Genomic DNA, 23,397 nt, shown 5'->3' with positions numbered 1-23,397 from the left:
CCACAGCAGCTAAGCCAGGAACGCAGCAAGGTCGGCATTGACCTGCTTCATGTGGGTCACGAACAGCCCATGCGGGCCGCCGGGATAGACCTTCAGCTCGGCGCCCTTGATGCCCTTGGCGGTCGGCCGTCCCGTCATGTCGAGCGGCGCCGAGACGTCCTTGTCGCCGTGCAGGATCAGCACGGGACGGTCGATCTTCGCAAGCACCGGCCGCAGGTCGGTCGCGATCAGCGCGCGGTTGGTGGCGACCGCGACGGGAATGGGCATCTGGCGCATCATCGCCGCGACCCATTCCATCATCTGCGGCGAGGCGTCCTTCGTGAAGAACGGCAGCTTGTTGTCCTCGATCCATTTCGGAAAGTCGCTCTGCCACGCGGCCCAGCACTGCTCGAAATAGCCGTGGGGCGCGCCGAGCGCATTGTCCGCGGTCTGCAGCGGAAACGGCGTCGTCGGTCCGAGCATCGCGATGCGCGAGATGCGTCCCGTGCCGTGCCGCGCGACGTAGTTGAGGATCTCGTTGCAGCCCATGGACATGCCGACCAGCGCGACGTCATCAAGGTCGAGCTGCGCGATGACCTCGGCGATGTCGTCCGCCAGGCGGTCGAGCTCGTAGCCGCTGCCCGGCACGTCGGAGCGTCCATGGCCGCGGCGGTCGAAGGCAATGCAGCGCAGCCCGCGCTGGCTGAGATCGGAGATCTGGTAGGTCCACATCGCGCTGGTCAGCGCCCAGGCATGTACGAACAGCACCGGCCGGCCGCTGCCCCACTCCTCGTGATAGAGCGTCACGCCGTCGCTGCAGCGGATACGCGGGCGCGCCGCGGTCGGTGCGGCGGCGAGGCTCGCTCCCGTCGCCGCGAAGCTGGCTGCTGCCGCGGTCAGCAGCACGTCTCGTCGTTGCATGGGCATGGCTCCTGATGTTGAATGCGCCGACCATGCCGGGACCGCTGTGCGGTTCCAATTACGTCCGGGGTAAGCAAGTTGCCGATCACTCTTCAATCAGGTCGTCTTGAGTGACCATTCCCGACGGATATTTCGACGTCCCGCCCGGCAAGGTCGCGGCCGTGGTGACCTCGCTGGAAATGCTGGCACCGCCAGTGCTGCCGCCCGATCCGATCGGCGACTGGAGCATTCGCCGCGTCGCGCAGCCCGATCTCGCTTGGTACCGCGACCTCTATGCCCGCGTCGGCTGGGAGTGGCTGTGGTCGCAGCGCACGCGGATGAGCGATGCGGAGCTTGCCAAGACGATTCGCGCTGACGGAGTCGAGATCTACACCTTGGCGCATGACGGCGGTGATGAAGCCCTGCTGGAGCTCGATTTCCGCAAGAAGTCCGATTGCGAGCTGGTGCTGTTCGGCGTCACGTCGAAGCTGATCGGCACCAGCGCCGGCCGCCTGCTGATGAATCACGCACTGCGCCGCGCCTGGGCGCAGCCGCTGACGCGGCTCTGGGTCCACACCTGCAGCTTCGATCATCCGCGCGCGCTCGCCTTCTACCAGCGCTCCGGCTTCCGGCCCTATCGCCGCCAGATCGAGATCGCCCCCGATCCGCGCCTCGACGGCACGCTGCCGTGCGATGTCGCACCGCATGTGCCGCTGCTCGCCTGAACATGGGAGCTGACAACGGCGCCGAACGGCGCTTCAATGCGCCGCACAGGAGGATAACCGATGTTCCTGATCGGCCAATACGACTCGCCTTTCGTCCGTCGCACCGCGATTGCGCTCAGGCTCTACAGCCTGCCGTTCGAGCACAAGCCGTGGTCGACCTTCGGCGATGCCGACAAGATCGCGCCGTACAATCCGCTGCTGCGCGTGCCGGTGCTGGTGCTCGACGACGGCGAGGCGCTGATCGATTCGGTCGCGATCCTCGACCATCTCGACGAGACCGTCGGGCCCGAGCGCGCGATGCTGGCGCGGAGCGGCGCGCTGCGCCGCAGGCAGCTGCATACGATCGCGCTCGCGACTGGCTTGGGCGACAAGGCCGTCAGCCTGATCTATGAGCGCGTGCTGCGCAAGGACCGCCTGGCCCTGTGGGTCGCGCGTTGCGAGACGCAGATCTCGGGCGTGCTGGTGATGCTCGAGGCGGAGCGCGCCGCAATCACGACAGACTACTGGCATGGCGAGCGAATCGGCCATGCCGACATTGCCGTCGCCTGCGTGCTGCGCTTCACACGCGAGGCGCATCCGCATCTGTTCGACGCCACGCGCTATCCGGCGCTGGCCGCGCATGCCGCAAGGTGCGAGGCGCTGCCGCCATTCCAGGAGATCGTCCAGCCGCTGGCCCCGCCGAGCGGGGATTGATGGAGTCCATCGAGACGTCAGACCGTGCCGCTTGCTCGGTGCTCACCCTCCCCTGGAGGGCCTGGAGGGGGAGGGTCGCCTCACGATGAGCGAAGCGAAACGTGAGGCGCGGTGGGGTGATCTCTCCATCAGCAGCAGTGCTCGTGGCTTCACCCACCCCGCACGCCCGCTGCGCGTGCGAGCGACCCTCCCCCTCCAGGGGCGGGTGGGCAGCAGCGCGCGAGGCGTGGGCCGAACGGCGCGCCCCTCACGGCCGGAAATACACGTCCACCTTCATGCCCACCGCGAACGGGCCCGGCTCGGCCAGATCGACCAGCACCTCGACGACATCGACATCGGTCATGTTGCGCTGGCTGAGCGCAGCAGCGCGGCTGCTCTCGACCAGGGGGGCGATGGCGGCGACCTTGCCGGCGACGTCGCGGCCGCGGAAGGCGTCGGAGCGGACCACGGCCTGCTGGCCGACCTTGATCTTGTCGAGGTCGCGCTGGTCGAGCTCGGCGCGCACGCGCAGCGACGACGTGTCGCCGAGCAGCACCATCGGCTGGGTCGCCTGCGGCGAGGCGATCTCGCCGGTGCGCGCATTGACCTGCAGCACCGTGCCGTCGAGCGGTGCGCGGATGGTGAGCTTTTCCAACGTGGCGCGGGCGCCCTGCAGTTCGCTGCGGGCGACGTTGAGCTGGCCCTCGGCGCTGATCGGCAGTGGCGCATCAGCGGTGACCTTGCGCAGCTCGTCGGCCTGCTGCTCCAGCTTCGCCTGCGCGACTGTCAGTTGCGTGCGTGCGGTGTCGACATCGGCATCGGCGCCGTGCCCTGCGCGCCGCTCGGCCACCGCCTTGTCGAGCGCAGCACGCGCGTCGAACACGGCCGCCTGCGCGTCGGCGACGCCGTCTTCGGCCCGGCGCCGCGGACCCGCGCCAGACGGTGTCGACTCCTTGTTGCGCACGCGCTTGCGCATCGCGACCTGCGCCTCGGCGCTGGCGAGCTGCGCGCGGGCTTCGGCGTCGCCGAGCCGCACGAGGGCCTGGCCGGTGAACACGGTCTCGTTCGGCTTGACCAGCACCTCCTGGATCGGCCCGACCACGGGCGCGCCGAGCTTGATCAGGCCGGATGCCGGCTCGACCCGGCCGGGCGCGACGGCCAGCCAGCGTTCCTCCTGGGCATTGGCGGCGCGCGCTGTCGGCGGAATCGAGGTCGGCGTGACGATGATAGCAAGTGCGGCCGCTGCGACGAGCCCGAGCAGGTGAGCGCGTTCTGGAATTCCCGATATCATGCGTGCGAGACTTTCTTCATGGACTCGCCGCCGCTCTCCTCGCGGACGATGCGGCCGTCCTCGATGTGAATGACGCGATTGGCGAACGGCAGGATGCGCGGATCGTGCGTGACCACCAGCACCGCGCGTGAGGGATCCTTGGCGATGTCCGCGAGCAGGGTCATGATCGCATGGCCATTGGCCGTATCGAGCGCGCCGGTCGGCTCGTCGGCGAGAATGACCTGCGCCTTGCCGACGATGGCGCGGGCAATCGCGACGCGCTGCTGCTCGCCGCCCGAGAGCTCGCGCGGGAACGACCGCTTCTTCGGACCGAGGCCGACCCTCTCGAGCACCTCGCGCGCCGCCTTCTTCGCAGACCCCGCGCGTTCGCCGCGCACATCGAGCGCGAGCCGCACATTGTCCTCGGCGTTCAGCGTCGGAAACAGATGATAGGATTGGAAGATGAAGCCGATGCGCTCGCGGCGCAGCTTCGCCAGCGCCTCGGGATCGAGCCCCGCGACCGGCTGGTTGGCAACCCGCACGGCACCGCCATCCGGCGTCATCAGGCAACCCAGGATCGACAGCAGCGTCGTCTTGCCGCTGCCCGAAGGGCCCATCAGCAGCGCCAGCTCGCCGCCCTTCAGCGACAGGCTCACGCCCTTCAGTGCCTGCACCCTGCCGGCCCCCTGGCCGAGGTGATGCACGAGATCGGTGGCCTCGAGCACGGTGTCGGTCATCGCGAGAATACCAGGGTCGGGTCGATGCGCATGACCTTGAGGATCGCCGCGATCGCCGAGCCGACGCACATCGTCACCGTCAGCACGAACAGCGCGACCGTCAGCGTCGGTGTCATGATGACCGGCAGCGCTGATTCCGCGGTCGCCGCCGCCACGATCTTGCCGATCGCCGCAGCGCCGGCGAAGCCGACGATGGCGCTGAGCAGCGCCTGCCAGATGATGACGGTGTAGATGTAGCGGCTGGACGAGCCGATCGCGCGCAGGGTCGCGAACTCGTTGATGTGATCCTTGGTGCTGGAATAGAGCGTCTGCGCCACGATCACGGTGCCGACGATGAGGCCGAGCAGGGCACCGGCGAACAGCGCGGCACCGGCGCCGGTGCCGAACAGCCAGAACGAGCGGCTGCGGCTCGCGAACTCGGCTGCGGTCAGTACCTCGACATTGGACAGGCTGTCGCGCAGGGCCCGCTGCACGGTCCAGAGGTCGGCCTCGGCCGCCAGCTTGACCACCAGATAGGACGCCTTGTTCGAGGCGATGCCGGTATAGGCGCGGGCGCGGTCGACGTCGGTGAACACGTAAGGCGTTGTCGTGAACGAGCGGATGCCTTTGGTGACAGCCATCACCTGCACCTTCTGGTCGCGGAGCTCTGCAGCCTGGCCGGCGCCGCCGATGCCGAGCCGCTCGAAATAGGTCTGGTCGATAGCGACCGCGCCCGGCACGGACAGGTCGTCCAGCCGTCCCTCCACCACGTTCCAGGGATGCAGCCCGAGCCCGCGCAGTTCCGAGCCGACCACGAAGACCGGCGTCGTGGTGCCCTGCGGCAGCCGCCATTGCGCATAGCCGATCACCAGCGGCGTCGCCTCCGCCACTCCAGGAACCGCCAGCGCCCGGAACCGCTGCCGCTCGTCGAGCAGCGAGGGATCCTCGAAGCATTTGGTGCCGACCGGCATGATCCACAGCTCGGCCGGGGAATGGTCGATCATGGTCGTGACCATCCGGCGGAAGCCGACATAGAGGCCCATCTGCACGGTCACCAGCACGATCGAGAAGATGATGCCGATGATGGTGGCAATGAAACGAAGCCTGTCATGGAACAGGTTTCGGGACGCAAGCCTGAACTGCAACGACATGAACGAAAAACCACCCGGAGGCCCCGGCGGCATTTCAGCCGGTTAGCGGGGATAAGTCCACGCTGCATCGCATGGCGCCGGCTGTGGCGCTTTGTCATTCGCGGCGGCCGTGGCGCGGGGGACACGGGGACGGGTCACATGCGGTGCTGCCCCTGCGAACGCATATGGGAGGCGACGGCGGTCCGCCATAACTGGTGTCGTCCCGGCGAACGTCGGGATCCATAACCATAGGGAGGTGTCGTTGCGCTCGGTATCGACCACGGCGGCCGACAGATGCATCACGCGGTATGGGTCCCGGCGCGAGGCCGGGACGACAGTTTGGGGTGGGAGACTGCGCGCCGGCTACTTTGCGCCGACCGCCTTCTTGCGCCAGGCGAGATGAACGGCACAGGTGCAGCCCACCGGATGGCTCGCGAGCTCGGCGGGTGCGGCGTCGTTGGCCGGAGCGGGCGAAGCGACGGCGCGCGCTGCCGCGTCCGCCTGCTGTCCACTCCTTGCCGGAATGTAGTTCAGGATCGGCGCCAGCCAGCGCTCGACCTCGGCCACCGTCATGCCCTTGCGCGCGGCGTAGTCCTCGACCTGGTCGCGCTCGATCTTGCCGACGCCGAAATAGAAGCTCTCCGGCGAGGCGAAATAGAGGCCCGACACCGACGAGCCCGGCCACATCGCAAAGCTCTCGGTCAGCCGCACGCCGGCATTCTTCTCGGCGTCGAGCAGCTCGAACAAGGTCGCCTTCTCGGTGTGGTCGGGCTGCGCCGGATAGCCGGGCGCGGGACGGATGCCGTGATACTTCTCCAGGATCAGATCGTCCGGCGAGAGCGCCTCGTCCGGAGCGTAGGCCCAGAACTCGCGGCGGACGCGGGCATGCAGCCGCTCGGCGAACGCCTCGGCGAGCCGGTCGGCCAGCGCCTTCACCAGGATCGAGGAGTAGTCGTCATTGGCATTCTTGAAGCGGTCGGCGACGGCATCCTCGCCGAGGCCTGTCGTGACGACGAAGCCGCCGACATAGTCCGGCACGCCGGAACCCACAGGCGCGATGAAGTCGGAGAGTGCGGTGTTGAAGCGACCCTCGCGCTTCTCGAGCTGCTGGCGCAGGGTGTGCAGAGTCGCGACCGCCGTGGTGCGGCTGTCGTCGGCATAGAGCACGATGTCGTCGCCCTTGGCATTGGCCGGCCAGAAGCCGATCGCGGCGCGCGCCGTGAACCACTTCTCGGCGACGATGCGCTTCAGCATCTTCAGCGCGTCGTCATAGAGCGCCCGTGCGGCTTCGCCGACCTTGGCGTCGTCGAGAATCGCAGGGAAACGGCCGGCGAGCTCCCAGGTCTGGAAGAACGGCGTCCAGTCGATATAGGGCACCAGCTCGGCGAGGTCGTAATCAGCGAAGGTCTTGACGCCGAGGAAGGTCGGCTTCACCGGCTTCGCCTTGGCGAAGTCGATCTTCGGCGCGTTGGCGCGCGCGTCCGCGAGCTTCAGCCGCTTCTTGTCGGCCTGGCCGCGCAGATGCGCAGCGGCGATCTTCTGATACTCGCTGCGAACCTCCGTGGCGTAGGTATCCTTGCGCTCCGGCGACAGCAGCGAGGAGGCGACGCCGACGGCGCGGCTGGCGTCGTTGACGTGAACGACCGGGCCATTCTGGTAGTTCGGATCGATCTTGACTGCGGTATGGACGCGGCTCGTCGTGGCGCCGCCGATCAGGAGCGGCACGTTCAGGCCCTGGCGCTCCATCTCGGCAGCGAGATAGGCCATCTCGTCGAGCGACGGCGTGATCAGGCCGGATAGCCCGACGATGTCGGCGTTCTCGGCCTTCGCCGTCTCGATGATCTTGGCCGCGGGCACCATGACGCCGAGGTCGATGACCTCGAAATTGTTGCACTGGAGCACGATGCCGACGATGTTCTTGCCGATGTCGTGGACGTCGCCCTTGACGGTGGCGAGCACGATCTTGCCGGCGTTGGAGCGCTCGTTGGCGCGGCCCTTGTTGGCGGCCTTCTCGGCCTCCATGAACGGCATCAGATAAGCCACCGCCTGCTTCATCACGCGTGCGGACTTCACGACCTGCGGCAGGAACATCTTGCCGTCGCCGAAGAGGTCGCCGACCACGTTCATGCCGGCCATCAGCGGGCCTTCGATGACGTCGAGCGGGCGCGTCGAGGCGGCGCGCGCCTCCTCCGTATCCTGCTCGATGTATTCGGTGATGCCGTGCACCAGCGCGTGGCTCAGCCGCTTGCCGACCGGCCATTCGCGCCAGGCGAGATCGGCCTCCTTGGTCTGCTTGCCCTGGCCACGGAATTTCTCGGCCAGCGCCAGCAGCCGCTCGGACGCGCCGGGGTCGCGGTTCAGCACCACGTCCTCGCACACCTGGCGCAGCTCGGGATCGATGTCGTCATAGACGATCATCTGGCCGGCATTGACGATGCCCATGTCCATGCCGGCCTTGATGGCGTGATACAGGAACACCGAGTGCATCGCCTCGCGCACCGGCTCATTGCCGCGGAACGAGAAGGAGAGATTGGACACGCCGCCCGAGACATGCGCATGCGGCAGGTTCTGCCGGATCCAACGTGTCGCTTCGATGAAGTCGACGCCGTAATTGTTGTGTTCCTCAAGTCCGGTCGCGATCGCGAAGATGTTCGGGTCGAAGATGATGTCCTCGGGCGGGAAGCCGATCTGTTCGACCAGGATCTTGTAGGCGCGGGCGCAGATCTCGGTCTTGCGCTTGTAGGTGTCGGCCTGGCCGGTCTCGTCGAACGCCATCACGACGACGGCGGCGCCGTGGCGGCGCGCGATCTTCGCTTCATGGATGAACTTCTCCTCGCCTTCCTTCAGCGAGATCGAGTTCACCACCGGCTTGCCCTGCACGCATTTCAGGCCGGCCTCGATCACGTGGAACTTCGAGGAATCGACCATCACGGGAACGCGGGCGATGTCCGGCTCGGCAGCGACGAGGTTGAGGAAGGTCCGCATCGCGGCTTCCGAATCCAGCAGGCCCTCGTCCATGTTGACGTCGATGACCTGGGCGCCGTTCTCGACCTGGTCGCGCGCGACCTGCAGCGCCGCGGTGTAGTCGCCCGCCGTGATCAGCTTGCGGAATTTGGCGGAGCCCGTGACGTTGGTGCGCTCGCCGACATTGACGAACGGAATCTCCGGCGTGAGCTCGAACGGCTCCAGGCCCGACAGCCGCAGCCGCGGCGCGATCTCCGGCACGGCGCGCGGCTTGTGCGGGGCGACCGCGGCGGCGATCGCGGCGATGTGGTCCGGCGTGGTGCCGCAGCAGCCGCCGACGATGTTGACGAGGCCGGCGCTCGCGAACTCGCCGATCAGCCGCGCCATGTAGGCCGGCGTCTCGTCATACTGGCCGAACTCGTTGGGCAGGCCGGCATTGGGATAGGCGCAGACCAAGGTATCCGCGACGCGGCCGATGTCGGCGACATGGGCGCGCAGATCCTCGGCGCCGAGCGCGCAGTTGAAGCCGATCGTCAGCGGCTTGGCGTGACGCACCGAATTCCAGAACGCCTCCGGCATCTGGCCCGAGAGCAGGCGGCCGGACTTGTCGGTGATGGTGCCCGAGATCATCACTGGCACGTCGACGCCGCGCTCCTCGCAGAGCTCAGCGATGGCGTACAGCGCCGCCTTGGCGTTGAGCGTGTCGAAGATGGTCTCGAGCAGCAGGATGTCGGCGCCGCCGTCAAGGAGACCGCGCGCCTGCTCGCCATAGGCGAGACGCAGGTCGTCGAAGGTCACGGCGCGGTAGCCGGGGTTGGACACGTCAGGCGAGATCGAGGCGGTGCGGTTGGTCGGGCCCATCGCGCCGGCGACGAAGCGCTGTTTGCCGTCCTCGATCGCAACACGCGTGGCCGCATTGCGGGCGAGCCGGGCGCCCTCGCGGTTGAGCTCGTAGATGATGTCGGACAGGTCGTAGTCGGCCTGCGCGATCGATGTCGCCGAGAAGGTGTTGGTGGCGACGATGTCGGCCCCGGCGCGCAGATATTGCGCGTGGATGTCCTCGATGGCTTCGGGCTGGGTGAGGATCAAGAGATCGTTGTTGCCGCGGAGGTCGCGATGGAAGTCCTTGAACCGCTCGCTGCGGAACGCGGCCTCGTCGAGCTGCAGCGCCTGGATCATCGTGCCCATGGCGCCGTCGAGAATCAGGATGCGCTTGGCTGCAGCGGCAAGGAAGGCGGTACGCGCTGGGGATACGGGGGCGGGCATCAGGCAGCAGCCTTGTTGGCGGACTTCGGACGGATGCCGAGCAGATGGCTGATCGCGAACACGAGGTCGGCGCGGTTCATGGTGTAGAAATGGAAGGTGTCGACGCCATGCTTGGCGAGCTTTTGCACCTGGCCCGCGGCGACGGTCGCCGCGACCAGCTTGCGGGTCTCTGGATCGTCGTCGAGACCGTCGAATTTTTCGGCCAGCCAGTGCGGCACCGTGGTGCCGGCGCGGGTGACGAAGCCGCGCGCCTGCTTGAAATTGTGCATCGGCATGATCCCTGGCACGATCGGAATGTCGATGCCGCGGGCGCGGACACGGTCGAGGTAGCGGAAGTAGAGATCGTTGTCGAAGAACACCTGGGTGATGGCGCGGGTGGCGCCGGCGTCGACCTTGGCCTTGAGCATGTCGATGTCGGCGTCGAAATCGCGGCTCTCGGGGTGCTTCTCCGGATAGGCCGAGACCGAGATCTCGATGTCGGGGTGGCGCTTCTTGATGCCGGCGATCAGCTCGGGCGAGGTCTGGTAGCCGTCGGCACGGGTGGAGTAGGGCGTGCCGATGCCGCCGGGCGGATCGCCGCGAAGTGCTACGATGTGGCGGACGCCGACCTCATGATAGCGGTCGACGACCTCGTCGATCTCCCGGCGCGAGGCGCCGACACAGGTGAGATGGGCCGCCGGCAGCAGCGCGGTCTCTTTCAGGATGCGCGCGATGGTGGCGTGGGTGCGCTCGCGGGTCGAGCCGCCGGCACCATAGGTTACCGAGACGAAGCTCGGCTCCAGCGGCGCGAGGCGCTCGATCGAGGCCCACAGCGTCCGGTCCATCTCCTCGGTCTTCGGCGGAAAGAACTCGAACGAGATCTTCGGCCTGGGAATCGCGGTGTGGCCGTCGGCGATGGCGGTGGCGAGGTCGGTCATGGCAACGCAGGTTCCGAATGGGGCGTAAATTTCAACTCAAGAGGGGCGTCCCCCTCGTGATGTGCCAAGATAAGGGAAGTGCGTCGCAAGTGACAGCCCACCGTAAATGGGATTTGGCCCATCGGGCCGCGAATATTGCTGTTTTTGTCGCTGAGCCTGGCTTGATTGTGGGCGAAGAAACATGAGTTATGTCAAAGGGTGTCTGTGTGTCCCGGACGGCTCTCGCTGAAATATCCAGTGGGAGATGCCAGATATCATCCTGTATACAGGCAGAATGTCCCAACTTCGTTGCGGTCGATCTCTGCATTCGCGGCAGGTCACGGTCGCGGTCAGCCCATTGTGGCGCGACGCGCAGGCATTAGGTTGGGCCAATGATCCCGCTTTCCGTCCTCGACCTCTCCGTCACCACCACGGCCACCAGGCCGTCGGTGGCGTTGCGCAACAGCATCGATCTGGCCCGCCATGTCGATCAGCTCGGCTACGTCCGCTATTGGCTGGCCGAGCATCACAGCCTGCCGTCGGTGGCGAGCCCGTCGCCCGACATCATGATCGGGCAGATCGCGGCGGTGACGCAGCACATCCGCGTCGGCTCCGGCGGCGTGATGCTGCCCAACCACGCGCCGCTGGTGGTCGCCGAGCGCTTCAAGATGCTGGAGGCGCTGTTTCCCGGCCGGATCGATCTCGGTCTGGGACGCGCGCCCGGCACCGACGGCACCACGGCCTATGCGCTGCGGAGCCGGCTCGACCGCCGCGAGGGCGACGACTTCCTGGAGCGGCTGCATGAGCTGATGCTGTGGGAGACCCGCGAGTTCCCTGCCGGTCATCCCTACAACAACGTCATCGCCATGCCCGACGATGCGCCGCTGCCGCCAATCTGGCTGCTCGGCTCCAGCGACTATTCCAGCGAGCTGTCGGCGCAACTCGGCATGGGGTTTGGCTTCGCGCATCATTTCGCCAGCCACGATGCCGTCGACGCGATGCGAACCTACCGCGCGCATTTTACGCCGTCGCGCTGGCGCTCGCAGCCGCATGCGATCCTGGCGGTCGCGGTGGTGACGGCCGAGACCGACGCCGAGGCTGAGCGGCTGGCGTCGTCGATGGACCTCAACCGCCTGCGGCGCGACCGCGGCCAGTTCCTGCCGCTGCCGAGCCCCGAGGAGGCGGCGGCCACCATGTATACAGACGCGGACCGCGCCTCGATCGCACGCAACCGGTCGCGGCTGTTCGTGGGTAGCCCGGCGACGGTGCGAGCCAAGCTCGATCCGATGATCGCGGCAAGCCAGGCCGACGAGCTGATGGTGATCACGGCGACCTTCGACCACGACGCCCGCAAGCGCTCTTACAGCCTGCTTGCCGACGCCTTCGGCCTGGAGCGGAAGGCGGCGGCGTGAGCATCGACGCCGCGCGTCGCTGGTCTCACCACGTGATCAGGGGCGAGCGATGCAGGAAGCTGTCGTCGCTCACCTGATCCAGGACGAAGCGCGCGACGTCGGCCCGCGCGATCGTGCCGCCATGAAAGTCGGTGAGATCCGTCAGCGCGCGCACTGTGTGTCCGCCCGGCTTGTCGTTCAGCACCGAGGGACGAACGACTACCCAGTCGAGCCCGCTATTGCCGATGATCGCCTCCTGCCGATTCTTATCGGCGTAGACCTTGCGCAGCAGCAGCGGAAAGATCAGCCTGTCGAACAGAAAGCCGCCGTGCCCGGCGCTGTCGCCGGCGCCAATTCCGGTGATGGCAACCAGCCGCGAGACGCGCTCAGCCCGCATTGCGTCGAGCAGCGAGCGCGTCACGGTCGAGAGCAGCGTCACCTCCCGGAATGGACCGGCCGGCGTGCCCAAGGCACTGATGACGGCGTCCTGACCCTTCGGCGCCTTCCGCAACGTCGCTTCGTCACGGGCGTCACCGACGATCAGATGCGCGCCTTGCAGATCGCCGGCCTTCCCCGGCGAGCGCACCAGCGCGGTGACATTGTCGCCGCGCGCCAGCGCCTCGCGCACGATCAGCCGGCCGGTGCCGCCGGTCGCGCCGAGAACCAGGATGTTCGGCTTCGCGCCATTGGCGCTATCGCGTGAGGAATGAGTCATGATGAGCTCCTGAGACTTGGCATGGGACGCGTCCGCGGAGGCGCCCCACAGTTTGGCTTTGGTGGATGATCAGGGCTTGTTGCCGTCAGGCGGCGGTCGCGATGTCAGCGACGAAGTCGCGATAGGAGCGCAGGGGACGACCCAGCAGCGCCGTCAGGCGCGCGACGTCGCCGGCCTCAGGCACCATGCCGTCGGTGAGGAAGCGCTCGGCCATCAGCCGCATGTCGAACGCCATCCAGCTCGGCATGATCTGCCGGAGGTTGGTCTCGAACTGCGTGGTGTTGTCGCCGCCATAGGCGATCGTGCGGCCCAGCACGTCAGACCAGATCGCCGCGGCATCAGCGCCGGTCAGCGTGTCCGGGCCGACCAGGTTGATCCGTGTCAGCGGCAGCGGCACGGCTGACTGCTCGCGGCGGATCAGCTCGATCGCTGCGATCTCGCCGATGTCGCTGACGTCGATCATGGCAAGGCCCTTGGCTCCGATCGGCATCGGGTAGATGCCGTAGCCGAGCACGACATTCTTGATCGTGAGATCGTTGGACATGAAGTAGGCCGGGCGGAGGATGGTGGCGTTCAGGCCCATCTGCTCGATCATCCGCTCGACGGCGAACTTGCCGGCGAAGTGCGGCACGTTGACGTAGACGTCGCTGTGGATCACCGAGAGATAGACGATCCGCGCGATGCCGGCCTCGCGGGCGACGTTGAGTGCGATCAGTGCTTGGGTGAATTCATCGGGCGCGACGGCGTTCAGCAGGAACAAGGTCGAGACGCCCGAAAAGGCAGAGCGCAGCGAATCGATGTCGAGCAGGTCGCCCTGCGCGACCGCGACGCCCGCCGGAAACCTCGCCTTGGCAGGATCGCGGACGAGGGCACGGACGTCGGCGCCGCGCTTGATGAGCTGGTCGACGACGTGACGGCCGACGGTTCCAGTGGCGCCGGTGACGAGGATGGTCATGGGATCACTCCGGGTTGGTTGTTGAGACACCCCGAAAATAGCGATCCACATGCGAGCCAATAGACGCTATAAATGGACAGGTCGTCTCATTGGCGGAACAGATGGATCTGCTGGCGCTCGCCGATTTCACACTGGTCGCCCGTCACGGCGGCTTTGGCCGCGCCGCCCGCGCCAGCGGTCGCCCCAAGGCGACGCTGTCGCGTCGGGTCGCCGAGCTGGAGGCGAGCCTCGACATCAGGCTGATCGAGCGCGGCGGGCGCGCGCTGAAGCTGACCGAGGAGGGGCGGGCGCTGTTCGAGCGGGCGGGCGCGCTGCTCACCGAGCTCGACGAGACCGTGGCTGCGATCTCCTCGGGCGGCGACACGCCGCGCGGCCGCCTGCGGATCAGCGCGCCGCTGCTGTTCTCGCAAACCGCGATGGGCAAGCTCGCCGCGTCGTTCGCGCTTCGATATCCCGAGGTCCGGCTCGACGTGACGACCGACGACCGGGCCGTCGACATGGTCGAGCAGGGCTATGATCTGGTGATCCGGGTCAATCCCGATCCCGATGACAGCTTGGTCGGGCGCATCTTCCTGCGCGACCAGATGGTGGTCGTGGCGAGCCCAGCCCTGACGAGGCCGGCGGACGGCGCGCGCGTTCCTGCTGTCGTTCGCAGCACCGAGCAGATCGCAGCGTGGGACGTCACGGCTGCAACGGCACGATCGCGCATCGCAATCGATCCGATCCTGCGGCTGTCATCGCTGATCATGGTGCGCGATGCGGTCCGTGCCGGGGTCGGCGCCGCATGTCTGCCGCTCTCGCTCGCCAGCCACGACCTCGCCGCAGGCCGGCTCGTGCAGTGGGCGGATCTCGAGGCGCCAGCGGTTGCGCTGTGGGCGCTGTATCCGTCGCGGCGGCTGTTGAGCGCGCGCGTCTCCGCCTTTCTCGACCATCTGAAGCAGGCGTTCCCGATGGGAACGCCGGCCGAGCTGGCGGCCTATCTGGAGCCGCGAGATGACGGTCCGATCACTCCATCCGCTCGCTGAATGTCGCGCGGAACGGGTGCGCCGGATAGACGCCGACGATGCGCAGCTCGCGGGAGAAGAACTTCAGCTCCTCCAGCGCGAAAGCGAGGCCCTTGTCGTTCGGGTGGCCGTCGACATCGGCATAGAATTGCGTGGCGAAGAAGTTGCCGTCGACCATGTAGCTTTCGAGCTTGGTCATGTTGACGCCGTTGGTGGCGAAGCCGCCGAGCGCCTTGTAGAGCGCGGCCGGCAGGTTGCGCACGCGGAACACGAAGCTCGTGACCAGCGGCCCGGAATTCTGCTCCGCCCACTGCTCCTGGCGCGCCAGCACGACGAAGCGCGTGGTGTTGTGGGCCTCGTCCTCGATGTCCTCGGCGAGGATGTCGAGGCCGTAGATCTCGGCCGCCAGCCGCGAGGCGATCGCCGCGACGCTCCTGTCGCCGCGCTGGGAGACGTCCCGCGCGCTGCCCGCGGTGTCGCCGGCCACGATCGGCCGGACGCCGAGCTGGCGGATGATGCGGCGACACTGGCCGAGCGCGTGGACGTGGCTTTCGACGGTCTTGATGTCGGCGAGCTTGGTGCCCTTCAGCGCCATCAACTGGTGGCGGACCGGCAGGAACCACTCGCCGATGATGTAGAGGCCCGAGGCCGGCAGCAGATGGTGGATGTCGGCGACGCGGCCGGCGACCGAATTCTCGATCGGGATCATGCCGAGATCGGCCTCGCCGGAGGAGATCGCGCTCAGCGCGTCCTCGAAGGTGGCGCAGGGCATGGCCTCGGCGGTCGGATAGGCCTCGGAGATGGCGATGTGGGAATTGGCTCCCGGCTCGCCCTGGAATGCGATTTTCAAGATCTTGCTCATGTGGGGCCTTGTAGCAGCAGCTTAAGACTTGGACAGCAGCCGGCGTGCGGTTTCGAGATCGGCCGGGGTGTCGACGCCGCGGGGCACGGCGTCGACGACCATCACGTCGATGCGCATGCCGGCTTCCAGCGCCCGCAGCTGTTCCAGCTTCTCCTGCTGCTCCAGCGGGGATGGCGGCAGGCTGACGAAGCGCTCCAGCGCCGCCCGGCGGTAGGCATAGAGGCCGATATGATGGTAGCGCGGTCCGTCGCCATGCGGCGCCGTGGCCCGGGTGAAGTACAGCGCGCGCATGCGCCGCCCGCCGAGAGGCGACCCGACCGCCTTGACGACGTTCGGATTGAGGCTCTCCTCCTCGGTGTGGATCTGCGCGGCAAGGGTCGCGATGTCGACGGCGGGATCCTCGAGCGGGGGCAGCACGTCGCTGATGTTCTGCGGGTCGATGGTCGGAAAGTCGCCCTGCAGGTTGACCACGATCTCGGCCTCGCGGGCCGGGTCGAGCTTGCACATGGCCTCGTAGATACGGTCGGACCCGGAGGGATGATCCGGCCTGGTCATCACCACCTCGCCGCCCGCGGCCGTGACGGCCGCAGCAATCTCGGGCGTGTCGGTGGCGACGGCCACCCGCCCGATCGCGGCCTCCTGCGCGCGCCGGAGCACCTGCACGATCATCGGCTGGCCGGCGATGTCGAGCAGCGGCTTGCCCGGCAGGCGGGTCGACGCCATGCGGGCGGGAATCAGCACGAGAATTCGGGATTTGGTCATCCGGGAACGGCAGGTCGGAGCCGGTCGCAACAGCGCGGGCCGGACTGGATGGGGACAGCAGAAGCGGCCCGCTTATACGGGTTGCCAGAGCACGGGCAAACCGATATCTCACTTCTGCCGCAGGGGGAGGCGCGACGGCTCGATTCCGCTCGATGCCTTGACGAGTCCTTATCTCGACTCCTGGGGCGATTCGCGGTCGCGGCCTCGCGGCCTCCGACAGAACAATGAAATCCGCCCTCGGAGCCTGATTCCAAGATGGACTCCTTCGAACTGAACAAAATCATCGGCGCCGTGCTGGCTGCCTGTCTGGTCGTGCTGGTCACGAGCTTCTCCGCTGGCGCGATCTTCGCGCCGAAAATGCCGGAGAAGCCGGGTTTTGAGATCGCCGTGAAGGAGGCCGAGGGCGCCGCCAAGGGTGGCGCGGCGCCGGCCGCGGCCGAGCCGATCGAGAAGCTGCTGCAGACCGCCTCGGTCGAGAAGGGCGCTGCCGCCGCCAAGAAGTGCGCGGCCTGCCACACCTTCGCGAAGGGCGAGAAGAACGGCGTCGGTCCCAACCTCTACGGCATCGTCGGCGACAAGATTGGCGAAGGCCGCGGCTTCAACTTCTCGGCGGCGATGAAGGCCAAGGGCGGCACCTGGACGATCGACGACCTCAACAAGTTCATCGCCAATCCGAAGGGCTACATCCCGGGCACCGCGATGGGCTTCGCCGGCATCCAGAAGGACTCGGAGCGGGCCGACGTGCTGGCCTATCTGAACTCGCTGGCCGACAGCCCGGCGCCGCTGCCCACCGCAGCCAAGTGATCGGCTGCTGACCCACCAATTTCCGACGGCCGGGCCCCAAGCCCGGCCGTTTTGCTTTGCGGGGCGAATTTCGCCGCATTTGGGACCTTTGGTCGCATCCACCTCGTTCACAACCCGGTATCATGAGGAAAAAGCAAGGTTATTGGTCGAAACCTTGCCGTATATTGGTCCCCTGAATGGAACGGGTTCGCGGGAGCACCTCGCTGAGGCCGGCGAAACCTGCCCTTGCGAATTGGGTTACGATCAGACGTTGGATCTGGGAGCAGCAGCGGCCACGGCTACCACCTGCTTCAAGCGGTCTTATTCAGAGGAAGTCTCATTTGACGATTACCCGACGACAGCTCCTGCAGAGCAGCGTGCTCGCTGCGATGACCCCGGCGCTCGGCACGGCGGCCAGCCTTGCCCCTCTCGACGCCGCCCGGGCGCAGGCCGGCGAGCAGCTGGTCTGGCGCCACGGCCTGTCGCTGTTCGGCGAGATCAAGTATCCGGCGGACTTCAAGCGCTTCGACTACGTGAATGCGGATGCGCCGAAAGGCGGCGTCGCGCGGATGATCTCGCTCGGGACCTTCGACAATTTCAACATCGTCGTGATGTATGTGAAGGGCAACATCGCGTCTGCGGCGGGGCTGGTTTACGAGACCTTGATGACGCGGTCGCAGGACGAGGTGTCGACCGAATACGGCCTGCTCGCCGAGTCGGCGGCCTATCCGGACGACTACTCCTGGGTCATCTACCGCCTGCGCAAGGAAGCGCGCTGGAACGACGGCAAGCCGGTGACGCCCGAGGACGTCATCTTCTCGCTCGAGGCCCTGAAGAAGAACAGCCCGCACTACTCATCCTACTATCGTCATGTGGTGAAGGCCGAGAAGACCGGCGATCTCGAGGTCAAGTTCACCTTCGATGGTCCGGGCAATCGCGAGCTGCCGCACATCGTCGGCGAGCTGCTGGTGCTGCCGAAGCACTGGTGGGAAGGCACCGACGCGCAGGGCCGCAAGCGCGACGTCACGGCGACCACCCTGGAGCCGCCGCTCGGGTCGAGCCCGTATCGCATCAAGGAGTTCGTGCCCGGACGCTCGATCAAGATGGAGCGCGTCAAGGACTATTGGGGCGCCAACCTGCCGGTCCAGATCGGCCAGAACAATTTCGACGAGCTGCAGTTCGAATACTTCCGCGACAACATCGTCGCCCTCGAAGCCTTCAAGGCCGACCAGGCCGACTGGATCAACGAGAACTCGGCCAAGCAGTGGGCCACGGCCTACGACTTCCCGGCCATCAACGACAAGCGCGTGGTCAAGGACGAATTCCCGATCAGCGATTCCGGCCGCATGCAGGGCTTCGCCTTCAACCTGCGGCGTCCGCAATTCCAGGATGCGCGGCTGCGGCGCGCCTTCAACTACGCCTTCGATTTCGAGGAGATGAACAAGCAGCTGTTCTACGGCCAGTACAAGCGCATCAACAGCTACTTCGAAGGCACGGATCTGGCCTGCTCCGGGCTGCCGCAGGGCCAGGAGCTGCAGATCCTCGAGGGCCTGCGCGACAAGGTGCCGCCGGAAGTGTTCACCACGGTCTACCAGGCCCCGGTGGGCGGCAATTCCGAGAACGTTCGCGCCAATCTGCGCGAGGCCACCAAGCTGCTGAAGGACGCAGGCTTCGAGATCAAGGACCGCAAGCTCGTCGATCCCGCCGGCAAGCCGGTCACGGTCGAGCTGCTGGTCCAGGACCCGTCGTCCGAGCGCATCGTGCTGTTCTACAAGCCGTCGCTGGAGCGCCTCGGCGTCGCGGTGACGGTACGCCAGGTCGACAACGTCCAGTATGAGAACCGGGTGCGCACCTTCGACTACGACATGATCATCGATGTCTGGGGGCAGTCGCTGTCGCCCGGCAACGAGCAGCGCGATTTCTGGGGCTCCAAGGCTGCCGACGAGTCCGGCTCGAAGAACACGATTGGCATCAAGAACCCCGCTGTCGACGCGCTGATCGAGAAGATCATCTACGCCAAGGATCGCGCCTCTCTCGAAGCGGCAACGCATGCGCTCGACCGGGTGCTGCTTTGGAATTTCTACGTCGTTCCGCAGTTCACCTATCCATTTGCCCGCAGCGCACGCTGGGACCGCTTCAGCCATTTCACGCCGTTCCCGAAATATGCGCGGTCCGGCTGGCCGAATCTGTGGTGGTACGACGCCGACAAGGCTGCCAAGGTGAAGCGCTCTTGAGCACGCTCCATCACCTGTCGCGCCGTGGCGTGCTCGGGCTTGGGCTCGGCGCGCTCAGCGTCCCCCTCCTGAAGCCGGCCATGGCTGCGGAGTTCGGCGCAGACTCGCACGGCACGTCGGCGTTCGGAGACCTGAAATACCCGGCCGATTTCCACCATTTCGATTACGTCAATCCGGATGCGCCGAAGGGCGGGCTGTTCTCGCTGATCCCGTCGGTGCGCGCCTACAACCAGTCCTATCAGACCTTCAACTCGTTCAATGCCTACGTCCTGAAAGGTGAGGGCGCGCAGGGCATGGACATGACGTTCGCGTCGCTGATGGTGCGCGCCAGCGACGAGCCGGATGCGGTCTATGGCCTGGTCGCGAAGTCGGTCGCGATCTCGCCGGACAAGCTGACCTATCGCTTCACGCTGCGTCCCGAGGCGCGCTTTCACGACGGGTCCAAGATCACGGCGCACGACGTCGCCTTCTCGCTGAATACCTTGAAGGAGAAGGGCCATCCGCTGATCGTCGTGCAGTTGCGCGATTTCGTGAAGGCCGAGGCGCTCGACGATGCGACGGTCGTGGTGAGCTTCGTCGAGAAGCGCGCCCGCGATGTGCCGCTCTATGTCGTGACCCTGCCGATCTTCTCGAAGGCCTGGTACGCCAACCGCGCCTTCGACGAGGGTCCGCTCGACGTGCCGCTCGGCTCGGGGCCGTACAAGGTCGGCAAGTACGAGATCAACCGCTATGTCGAGTTCGAGCGCGTCAAGGACTGGTGGGCGGCCGACCTGCCGGTCAGCCGTGGCATGTATAATTTCGACATCGTGCGCTACGAGTTCTATCGCGATCGCGACGTCGCCTTCGAGGGCTTCACCGCCAAGAGCTATCTGTTCCGCGAGGAGTTCACCTCGCGCATCTGGGCGACGCGCTACGATTTCCCGGCGATCAAGGACGGCCGCGTCAAGCGCGAGCTGCTGCCGGACGAGACGCCGTCGGGCGGGCAGGGCTGGTTCATCAACACCCGCCGCGACAAGTTTGGGGATTCGCGCGTCCGCCAGGCGCTGACCTACGCGTTCGATTTCGAATGGACCAACAAGACCATCATGTACGGCGCCTATGCGCGCACCGTGTCGCCGTTCCAGAACTCGGACATGGTCGCGGTCGGCATGCCGTCGGCGGAGGAGTTGAAGCTCCTGGAGCCGTTCCGCGGCCAGGTGCCTGACGATGTGTTCGGCGAGCCGTTCGTGCCGCCGGTCTCGGACGGATCAGGGCAGGACCGCGCGCTCCTGCGCAAGGCCTCGCAGCTCTTGCAGCAGGCGGGACTGCCGGTGAAGGACGGCAAGCGGCTGCTGCCGAATGGCGAGGTCTTCAGCATCGAGTTTCTGATCGACGAGGTCTCGTTCAAGCCGCACCACGGCACGCTGATCAAGAACCTGCAGACGCTCGGCATCGACGCCGATCTGCGCATCGTCGATGCCGTGCAGTACCGCAAGCGGGTCGAGGATTTCGATTTCGACATCACGGTGGAGCGGCTGTCGATGTCGCCGACGCCCGGCGACAGCCTGAGGCCCTATTTCACCGCCGAGGCGGCCAAGACCAGGGGCTCGCACAATCTCGCCGGGATCAGCAATCCTGCGGTCGATGCGCTGGTCGAGAAGGCGATCGCCGCTTCGACCCGCACCGAGCTGACCTTGGCCTGCCGGGCGCTCGACCGCGTGTTCCGCGCCGGCCGTTACTGGATACCGCAATGGTATCGGCAGACGCATCCGATTGCCTATTGGGATCAGTTCGGCCACCCGCCGAAGTCGCCGAAATACGCCTCGGGCGTCGGCGCCCCCGACATCTGGTGGTACGATGCTTCCAAGGCCGCAAAGCTGGAGCAGGCGAAGTAGTTCATGGCCGCCTATATTGCCCGTCGCATCTTGCTGATGCTCCCGACGCTGCTCGGGATCCTCTTCATCTCCTTCGTCGTGGTGCAGTTCGCGCCGGGCGGTCCGGTGGAGCGCGTCATCGCGCAATTGACCGGCGCCGACACCGGCGGCACCTCGCGCATTTCAGGCGGCAGCGGTTCGGATTTCGGCGCGCGTCCGCCGGGACAGGTCGGATCCGGCGGCGAGCTGAACTCGAAATATCGCGGCGCGCAGGGGCTCGATCCCGCCTTCATCAAGCAGCTCGAAAAGCAGTTCGGCTTCGACAAGCCGGCGCCGGAACGGTTCGCGCTGATGGTCTGGAACTTCGCGCGCTTCGATTTCGGCAAGAGCTATTTCCGCGACACGTCAGTGCTGCAGCTCATCAAGGAGAAGCTGCCGGTATCGATGTCGCTCGGCCTCTGGATGACCCTGCTGACCTATTTGATCTCGATTCCCCTGGGAATTCGCAAGGCGGTGCAGGACGGCTCGCGCTTCGACGTCTGGACCTCCGCCGTGATCATCGTCGGCTACGCCATTCCGGGCTTCCTGTTCGCGATCCTTCTGATCATCCTGTTCGCCGGCGGCTCGTTCCTCAACATCTTCCCGCTGCGCGGGCTGACCTCGGATGGCTGGTCCGACTTCCCGTGGTACTGGAAGATCATCGACTATTTCTGGCATCTCACTTTGCCGCTGGTGTCGATGGCGCTCGGCGCCTTCGCGACCATGACCTTGCTGACCAAGAACTCGTTTCTCGACGAGATCCGCAAGCAATATGTCATGACCGCGCGCGCCAAGGGGTGCAGCGAGAACCAGGTGCTGTACGGCCACGTCTTCCGCAACGCCATGCTGATCGTGATCGCCGGCTTTCCGGGCACCTTCATCAACGCCTTCTTCTCCGGCTCGCTCCTGATCGAGACCATCTTCTCGCTGGATGGGCTCGGCCTGCTCTCGTTCGAGAGCATTCTCAATCGTGATTATCCCGTCGTGTTCGGCAATCTCTTCATCTTTTCGCTGCTCGGCCTCGCGATCAACCTGATCTCGGATCTGACCTACATGTGGATCGATCCGCGGATCGACTTCGAGGCGCGGGAGGTCTGATGACGATCACGGCCCCCCCTCCGGTCGAGACCACGGCGCAGGCTCCGCTCGGCGAGGCTGTGCCGCCGACGCGGCATCGTTTCCGGCCGTCGCCGCTGAATCAGCGCCGCTGGCAGAACTTCAAGGCCAACGGCCGCGGCTACTGGTCGCTGTGGCTGTTCCTGTTTCTGTTCATCGTCTCGATGTTCGCCGAGCTGATCGCCAACGACCGGCCGTTCCTGATCAAGTTCGACGGCCACCTTTATTTCCCGGCGTTCGTCACCTATCCGGAAACGGCATTCGGCGGCGACTTCGAGACCGCCGCGGACTATCGTGATCCGTATTTGCAGAAGCTGATTGCGGACAAGGGCGGCACGGTGGTCTGGCCGCTGGTCCGCTACTCCTACGCCACGCACAATCTCGATCTGCCGACGCCGGCGCCATCGCCGCCGACCTGGATGCTGACGGAGGCACAGTGCAAACCCGTGGTCGAGAAGAAGGGGCTGAAGAGCTGCCGGGATCTCGAATACAACTGGCTCGGCACCGACGACCAGGGCCGCGACGTCGTCGCACGGCTGATCTACGGCTTCCGCATCTCGGTGTTGTTCGGCCTGTCGCTGACGTTCTTCTCCTCGATCATCGGCATCGCCGCCGGCGGCGTGCAGGGCTATTTCGGCGGCTGGGTCGATCTTCTGTTCCAGCGCTTCATCGAGATCTGGAACGCCATTCCCTATCTCTATCTGCTCCTGATCCTGTCCGCGGTGCTGGTGCCCGGCTTCTTCACTCTGCTCGGGATCATGCTGCTGTTCTCATGGGTCTCGCTGGTCGGCCTGGTGCGGGCTGAATTCCTGCGCGGCCGCAATTTCGAGTACATCCAGGCGGCGCGCGCGCTCGGCGTCTCCAATGCCGTCATCATGGTCCGCCATCTCCTGCCGAACGCGATGGTCGCGACCATGACGTTCCTGCCCTTCATCGTGTCGAGCTCGGTGATGACCTTGACCGCGCTCGACTTCCTCGGCTTCGGCCTGCCGCCGGGATCGCCGTCGCTGGGCGAGATGCTGTCGCAGGCCAAGTCCAACGTGCAGGCGCCGTGGCTCGGTCTCACCGGCTTCTTCTCCGTCGCGATCATGCTGTCGCTGCTGATCTTCATCGGCGAGGCCGTGCGCGACGCGTTCGACCCGCGCAAGACGTTCAGGTGACCGAC

19 protein-coding genes are annotated in these 23,397 nt (G+C 66.2%); 9 read left to right on the top strand and 10 right to left on the bottom strand.

The window, feature by feature from the left end; translation table 11 throughout:
- Nucleotides 1-9: 9 nt before the first annotated feature.
- The gene (locus QX121_RS26405; protein WP_315734679.1) at nucleotides 10-900 is read right to left on the bottom strand and encodes an alpha/beta hydrolase; all 891 of its coding nucleotides are present in this window, start codon (nucleotides 898-900) and stop codon (nucleotides 10-12) included.
- Between the two features lie 110 nt (nucleotides 901-1,010).
- Here QX121_RS26405 and QX121_RS26400 point away from each other — a divergent pair, with 110 nt between their 5' ends.
- On the top strand, nucleotides 1,011-1,604 hold the full coding sequence (locus QX121_RS26400) for a GNAT family N-acetyltransferase (protein ID WP_315813421.1): 594 nt from the start codon (nucleotides 1,011-1,013) through the stop codon (nucleotides 1,602-1,604).
- Nucleotides 1,605-1,664: 60 nt separating this feature from the next.
- Nucleotides 1,665-2,297 carry a glutathione S-transferase family protein gene (locus QX121_RS26395; RefSeq protein WP_315813420.1) on the top strand — a complete coding sequence of 211 codons (633 nt, stop codon included), beginning with the start codon at nucleotides 1,665-1,667 and terminating at the stop codon, nucleotides 2,295-2,297.
- A gap of 247 nt (nucleotides 2,298-2,544) precedes the next feature.
- Here the strand turns inward: QX121_RS26395 and QX121_RS26390 are convergent, their stop codons facing one another.
- The 5 genes from QX121_RS26390 to metF form a co-directional block, all read right to left on the bottom strand.
- Nucleotides 2,545-3,567 (bottom strand): HlyD family secretion protein, encoded by a 1,023-nt coding sequence (locus tag QX121_RS26390; RefSeq protein WP_315813419.1) that lies wholly within the window; start codon nucleotides 3,565-3,567, stop codon nucleotides 2,545-2,547.
- Nucleotides 3,564-4,283, bottom strand: coding sequence for an ABC transporter ATP-binding protein (locus QX121_RS26385; protein ID WP_315797079.1), 720 nt, complete (start codon nucleotides 4,281-4,283; stop codon nucleotides 3,564-3,566). The genes QX121_RS26390 and QX121_RS26385 overlap by 4 nt, the downstream gene beginning before the upstream one ends.
- Entirely contained in the window at nucleotides 4,280-5,413 is a 1,134-nt protein-coding gene (locus QX121_RS26380) for an ABC transporter permease (RefSeq protein WP_315775496.1), read from the bottom strand. The genes QX121_RS26385 and QX121_RS26380 overlap by 4 nt, the downstream gene beginning before the upstream one ends.
- Before the next feature lie 342 nt (nucleotides 5,414-5,755).
- Entirely contained in the window at nucleotides 5,756-9,622 is a 3,867-nt protein-coding gene (gene metH / locus QX121_RS26375; RefSeq protein WP_315813418.1) for a methionine synthase, read from the bottom strand.
- Nucleotides 9,622-10,539, bottom strand: a complete 918-nt coding sequence (metF, locus tag QX121_RS26370) for a methylenetetrahydrofolate reductase [NAD(P)H] (RefSeq protein ID WP_315772623.1) — start codon at nucleotides 10,537-10,539, stop codon at nucleotides 9,622-9,624. Before metF ends, metH begins: the two co-directional genes overlap by 1 nt.
- Before the next feature lie 371 nt (nucleotides 10,540-10,910).
- On the opposite strand from metF, the gene QX121_RS26365 reads away from it, so the two are divergent.
- Nucleotides 10,911-11,930 (top strand): LLM class flavin-dependent oxidoreductase, encoded by a 1,020-nt coding sequence (locus QX121_RS26365; protein ID WP_315734662.1) that lies wholly within the window; start codon nucleotides 10,911-10,913, stop codon nucleotides 11,928-11,930.
- A gap of 25 nt (nucleotides 11,931-11,955) precedes the next feature.
- On the opposite strand, the gene QX121_RS26360 is transcribed toward QX121_RS26365, so the two are convergent.
- Both QX121_RS26360 and QX121_RS26355 read right to left on the bottom strand, forming a co-directional pair.
- Nucleotides 11,956-12,624, bottom strand: a complete 669-nt coding sequence (locus QX121_RS26360) for an SDR family oxidoreductase (protein ID WP_315813417.1) — start codon at nucleotides 12,622-12,624, stop codon at nucleotides 11,956-11,958.
- A gap of 85 nt (nucleotides 12,625-12,709) precedes the next feature.
- A complete protein-coding gene (locus tag QX121_RS26355) occupies nucleotides 12,710-13,579 on the bottom strand; it encodes an NmrA/HSCARG family protein (protein ID WP_315813416.1) in 870 nt (289 codons plus the stop codon).
- 101 nt (nucleotides 13,580-13,680) lie between these two features.
- On the opposite strand from QX121_RS26355, the gene QX121_RS26350 reads away from it, so the two are divergent.
- Nucleotides 13,681-14,604 carry a LysR family transcriptional regulator gene (locus QX121_RS26350; protein ID WP_315813415.1) on the top strand — a complete coding sequence of 308 codons (924 nt, stop codon included), beginning with the start codon at nucleotides 13,681-13,683 and terminating at the stop codon, nucleotides 14,602-14,604.
- Here the strand turns inward: QX121_RS26350 and QX121_RS26345 are convergent.
- Nucleotides 14,585-15,445, bottom strand: a complete 861-nt coding sequence (locus tag QX121_RS26345; RefSeq protein ID WP_315734654.1) for a prephenate dehydratase — start codon at nucleotides 15,443-15,445, stop codon at nucleotides 14,585-14,587. The two genes, QX121_RS26350 and QX121_RS26345, sit on opposite strands and share 20 nt — an antisense overlap.
- 21 nt (nucleotides 15,446-15,466) lie before the next feature.
- Nucleotides 15,467-16,207 carry a 3-deoxy-manno-octulosonate cytidylyltransferase gene (locus tag QX121_RS26340; protein ID WP_315772617.1) on the bottom strand — a complete coding sequence of 247 codons (741 nt, stop codon included), beginning with the start codon at nucleotides 16,205-16,207 and terminating at the stop codon, nucleotides 15,467-15,469.
- A gap of 255 nt (nucleotides 16,208-16,462) precedes the next feature.
- Here QX121_RS26340 and QX121_RS26335 point away from each other — a divergent pair, with 255 nt between their 5' ends.
- The 5 genes from QX121_RS26335 (at nucleotide 16,463) to QX121_RS26315 (ending at nucleotide 23,392) form a co-directional block, all read left to right on the top strand.
- On the top strand, nucleotides 16,463-17,011 hold the full coding sequence (locus QX121_RS26335; protein WP_315734650.1) for a c-type cytochrome: 549 nt from the start codon (nucleotides 16,463-16,465) through the stop codon (nucleotides 17,009-17,011).
- 368 nt (nucleotides 17,012-17,379) lie between these two features.
- A complete protein-coding gene (locus tag QX121_RS26330; protein ID WP_315813437.1) occupies nucleotides 17,380-19,224 on the top strand; it encodes an extracellular solute-binding protein in 1,845 nt (614 codons plus the stop codon).
- Nucleotides 19,221-21,098 (top strand): extracellular solute-binding protein, encoded by a 1,878-nt coding sequence (locus tag QX121_RS26325; protein ID WP_315813414.1) that lies wholly within the window; start codon nucleotides 19,221-19,223, stop codon nucleotides 21,096-21,098. The genes QX121_RS26330 and QX121_RS26325 overlap by 4 nt, the downstream gene beginning before the upstream one ends.
- A 3-nt stretch (nucleotides 21,099-21,101) precedes the next feature.
- Complete coding sequence (locus tag QX121_RS26320) at nucleotides 21,102-22,214, top strand: microcin C ABC transporter permease YejB (RefSeq protein WP_315813413.1); 1,113 nt, start codon at nucleotides 21,102-21,104, stop codon at nucleotides 22,212-22,214.
- Complete coding sequence (locus QX121_RS26315) at nucleotides 22,214-23,392, top strand: ABC transporter permease (RefSeq protein WP_315813412.1); 1,179 nt, start codon at nucleotides 22,214-22,216, stop codon at nucleotides 23,390-23,392. The genes QX121_RS26320 and QX121_RS26315 overlap by 1 nt, the downstream gene beginning before the upstream one ends.
- Nucleotides 23,393-23,397: the final 5 nt, after the last annotated feature.

The sequence above is a fragment of the Bradyrhizobium sp. SZCCHNR2028 genome (genome assembly GCF_032380995.1).
Taxonomy (GTDB): Bacteria; Pseudomonadota; Alphaproteobacteria; order Rhizobiales; family Xanthobacteraceae; genus Bradyrhizobium.
This window is presented reverse-complemented; position numbering and strand designations above follow the sequence as displayed.

Coding starts and splice junctions, on each gene's coding strand:
- metH (WP_315813418.1), bottom strand. CDS start 9,622: ATGCCCGCCCCCGTATCCCCAGCGCGTACCGCCTTCCTTGCCGCTGCA.
- QX121_RS26405 (WP_315734679.1), bottom strand. CDS start 900: ATGCAACGACGAGACGTGCTGCTGACCGCGGCAGCAGCCAGCTTCGCG.
- QX121_RS26330 (WP_315813437.1), top strand. CDS start 17,380: ATGACCCCGGCGCTCGGCACGGCGGCCAGCCTTGCCCCTCTCGACGCC.
- QX121_RS26380 (WP_315775496.1), bottom strand. CDS start 5,413: ATGTCGTTGCAGTTCAGGCTTGCGTCCCGAAACCTGTTCCATGACAGG.
- metF (WP_315772623.1), bottom strand. CDS start 10,539: ATGACCGACCTCGCCACCGCCATCGCCGACGGCCACACCGCGATTCCC.
- QX121_RS26350 (WP_315813415.1), top strand. CDS start 13,681: ATGGATCTGCTGGCGCTCGCCGATTTCACACTGGTCGCCCGTCACGGC.
- QX121_RS26315 (WP_315813412.1), top strand. CDS start 22,214: ATGACGATCACGGCCCCCCCTCCGGTCGAGACCACGGCGCAGGCTCCG.
- QX121_RS26395 (WP_315813420.1), top strand. CDS start 1,665: ATGTTCCTGATCGGCCAATACGACTCGCCTTTCGTCCGTCGCACCGCG.
- QX121_RS26355 (WP_315813416.1), bottom strand. CDS start 13,579: ATGACCATCCTCGTCACCGGCGCCACTGGAACCGTCGGCCGTCACGTC.
- QX121_RS26320 (WP_315813413.1), top strand. CDS start 21,102: ATGGCCGCCTATATTGCCCGTCGCATCTTGCTGATGCTCCCGACGCTG.
- QX121_RS26390 (WP_315813419.1), bottom strand. CDS start 3,567: ATGATATCGGGAATTCCAGAACGCGCTCACCTGCTCGGGCTCGTCGCA.
- QX121_RS26365 (WP_315734662.1), top strand. CDS start 10,911: ATGATCCCGCTTTCCGTCCTCGACCTCTCCGTCACCACCACGGCCACC.
- QX121_RS26345 (WP_315734654.1), bottom strand. CDS start 15,445: ATGAGCAAGATCTTGAAAATCGCATTCCAGGGCGAGCCGGGAGCCAAT.
- QX121_RS26335 (WP_315734650.1), top strand. CDS start 16,463: ATGGACTCCTTCGAACTGAACAAAATCATCGGCGCCGTGCTGGCTGCC.
- QX121_RS26385 (WP_315797079.1), bottom strand. CDS start 4,283: ATGACCGACACCGTGCTCGAGGCCACCGATCTCGTGCATCACCTCGGC.
- QX121_RS26340 (WP_315772617.1), bottom strand. CDS start 16,207: ATGACCAAATCCCGAATTCTCGTGCTGATTCCCGCCCGCATGGCGTCG.
- QX121_RS26360 (WP_315813417.1), bottom strand. CDS start 12,624: ATGACTCATTCCTCACGCGATAGCGCCAATGGCGCGAAGCCGAACATC.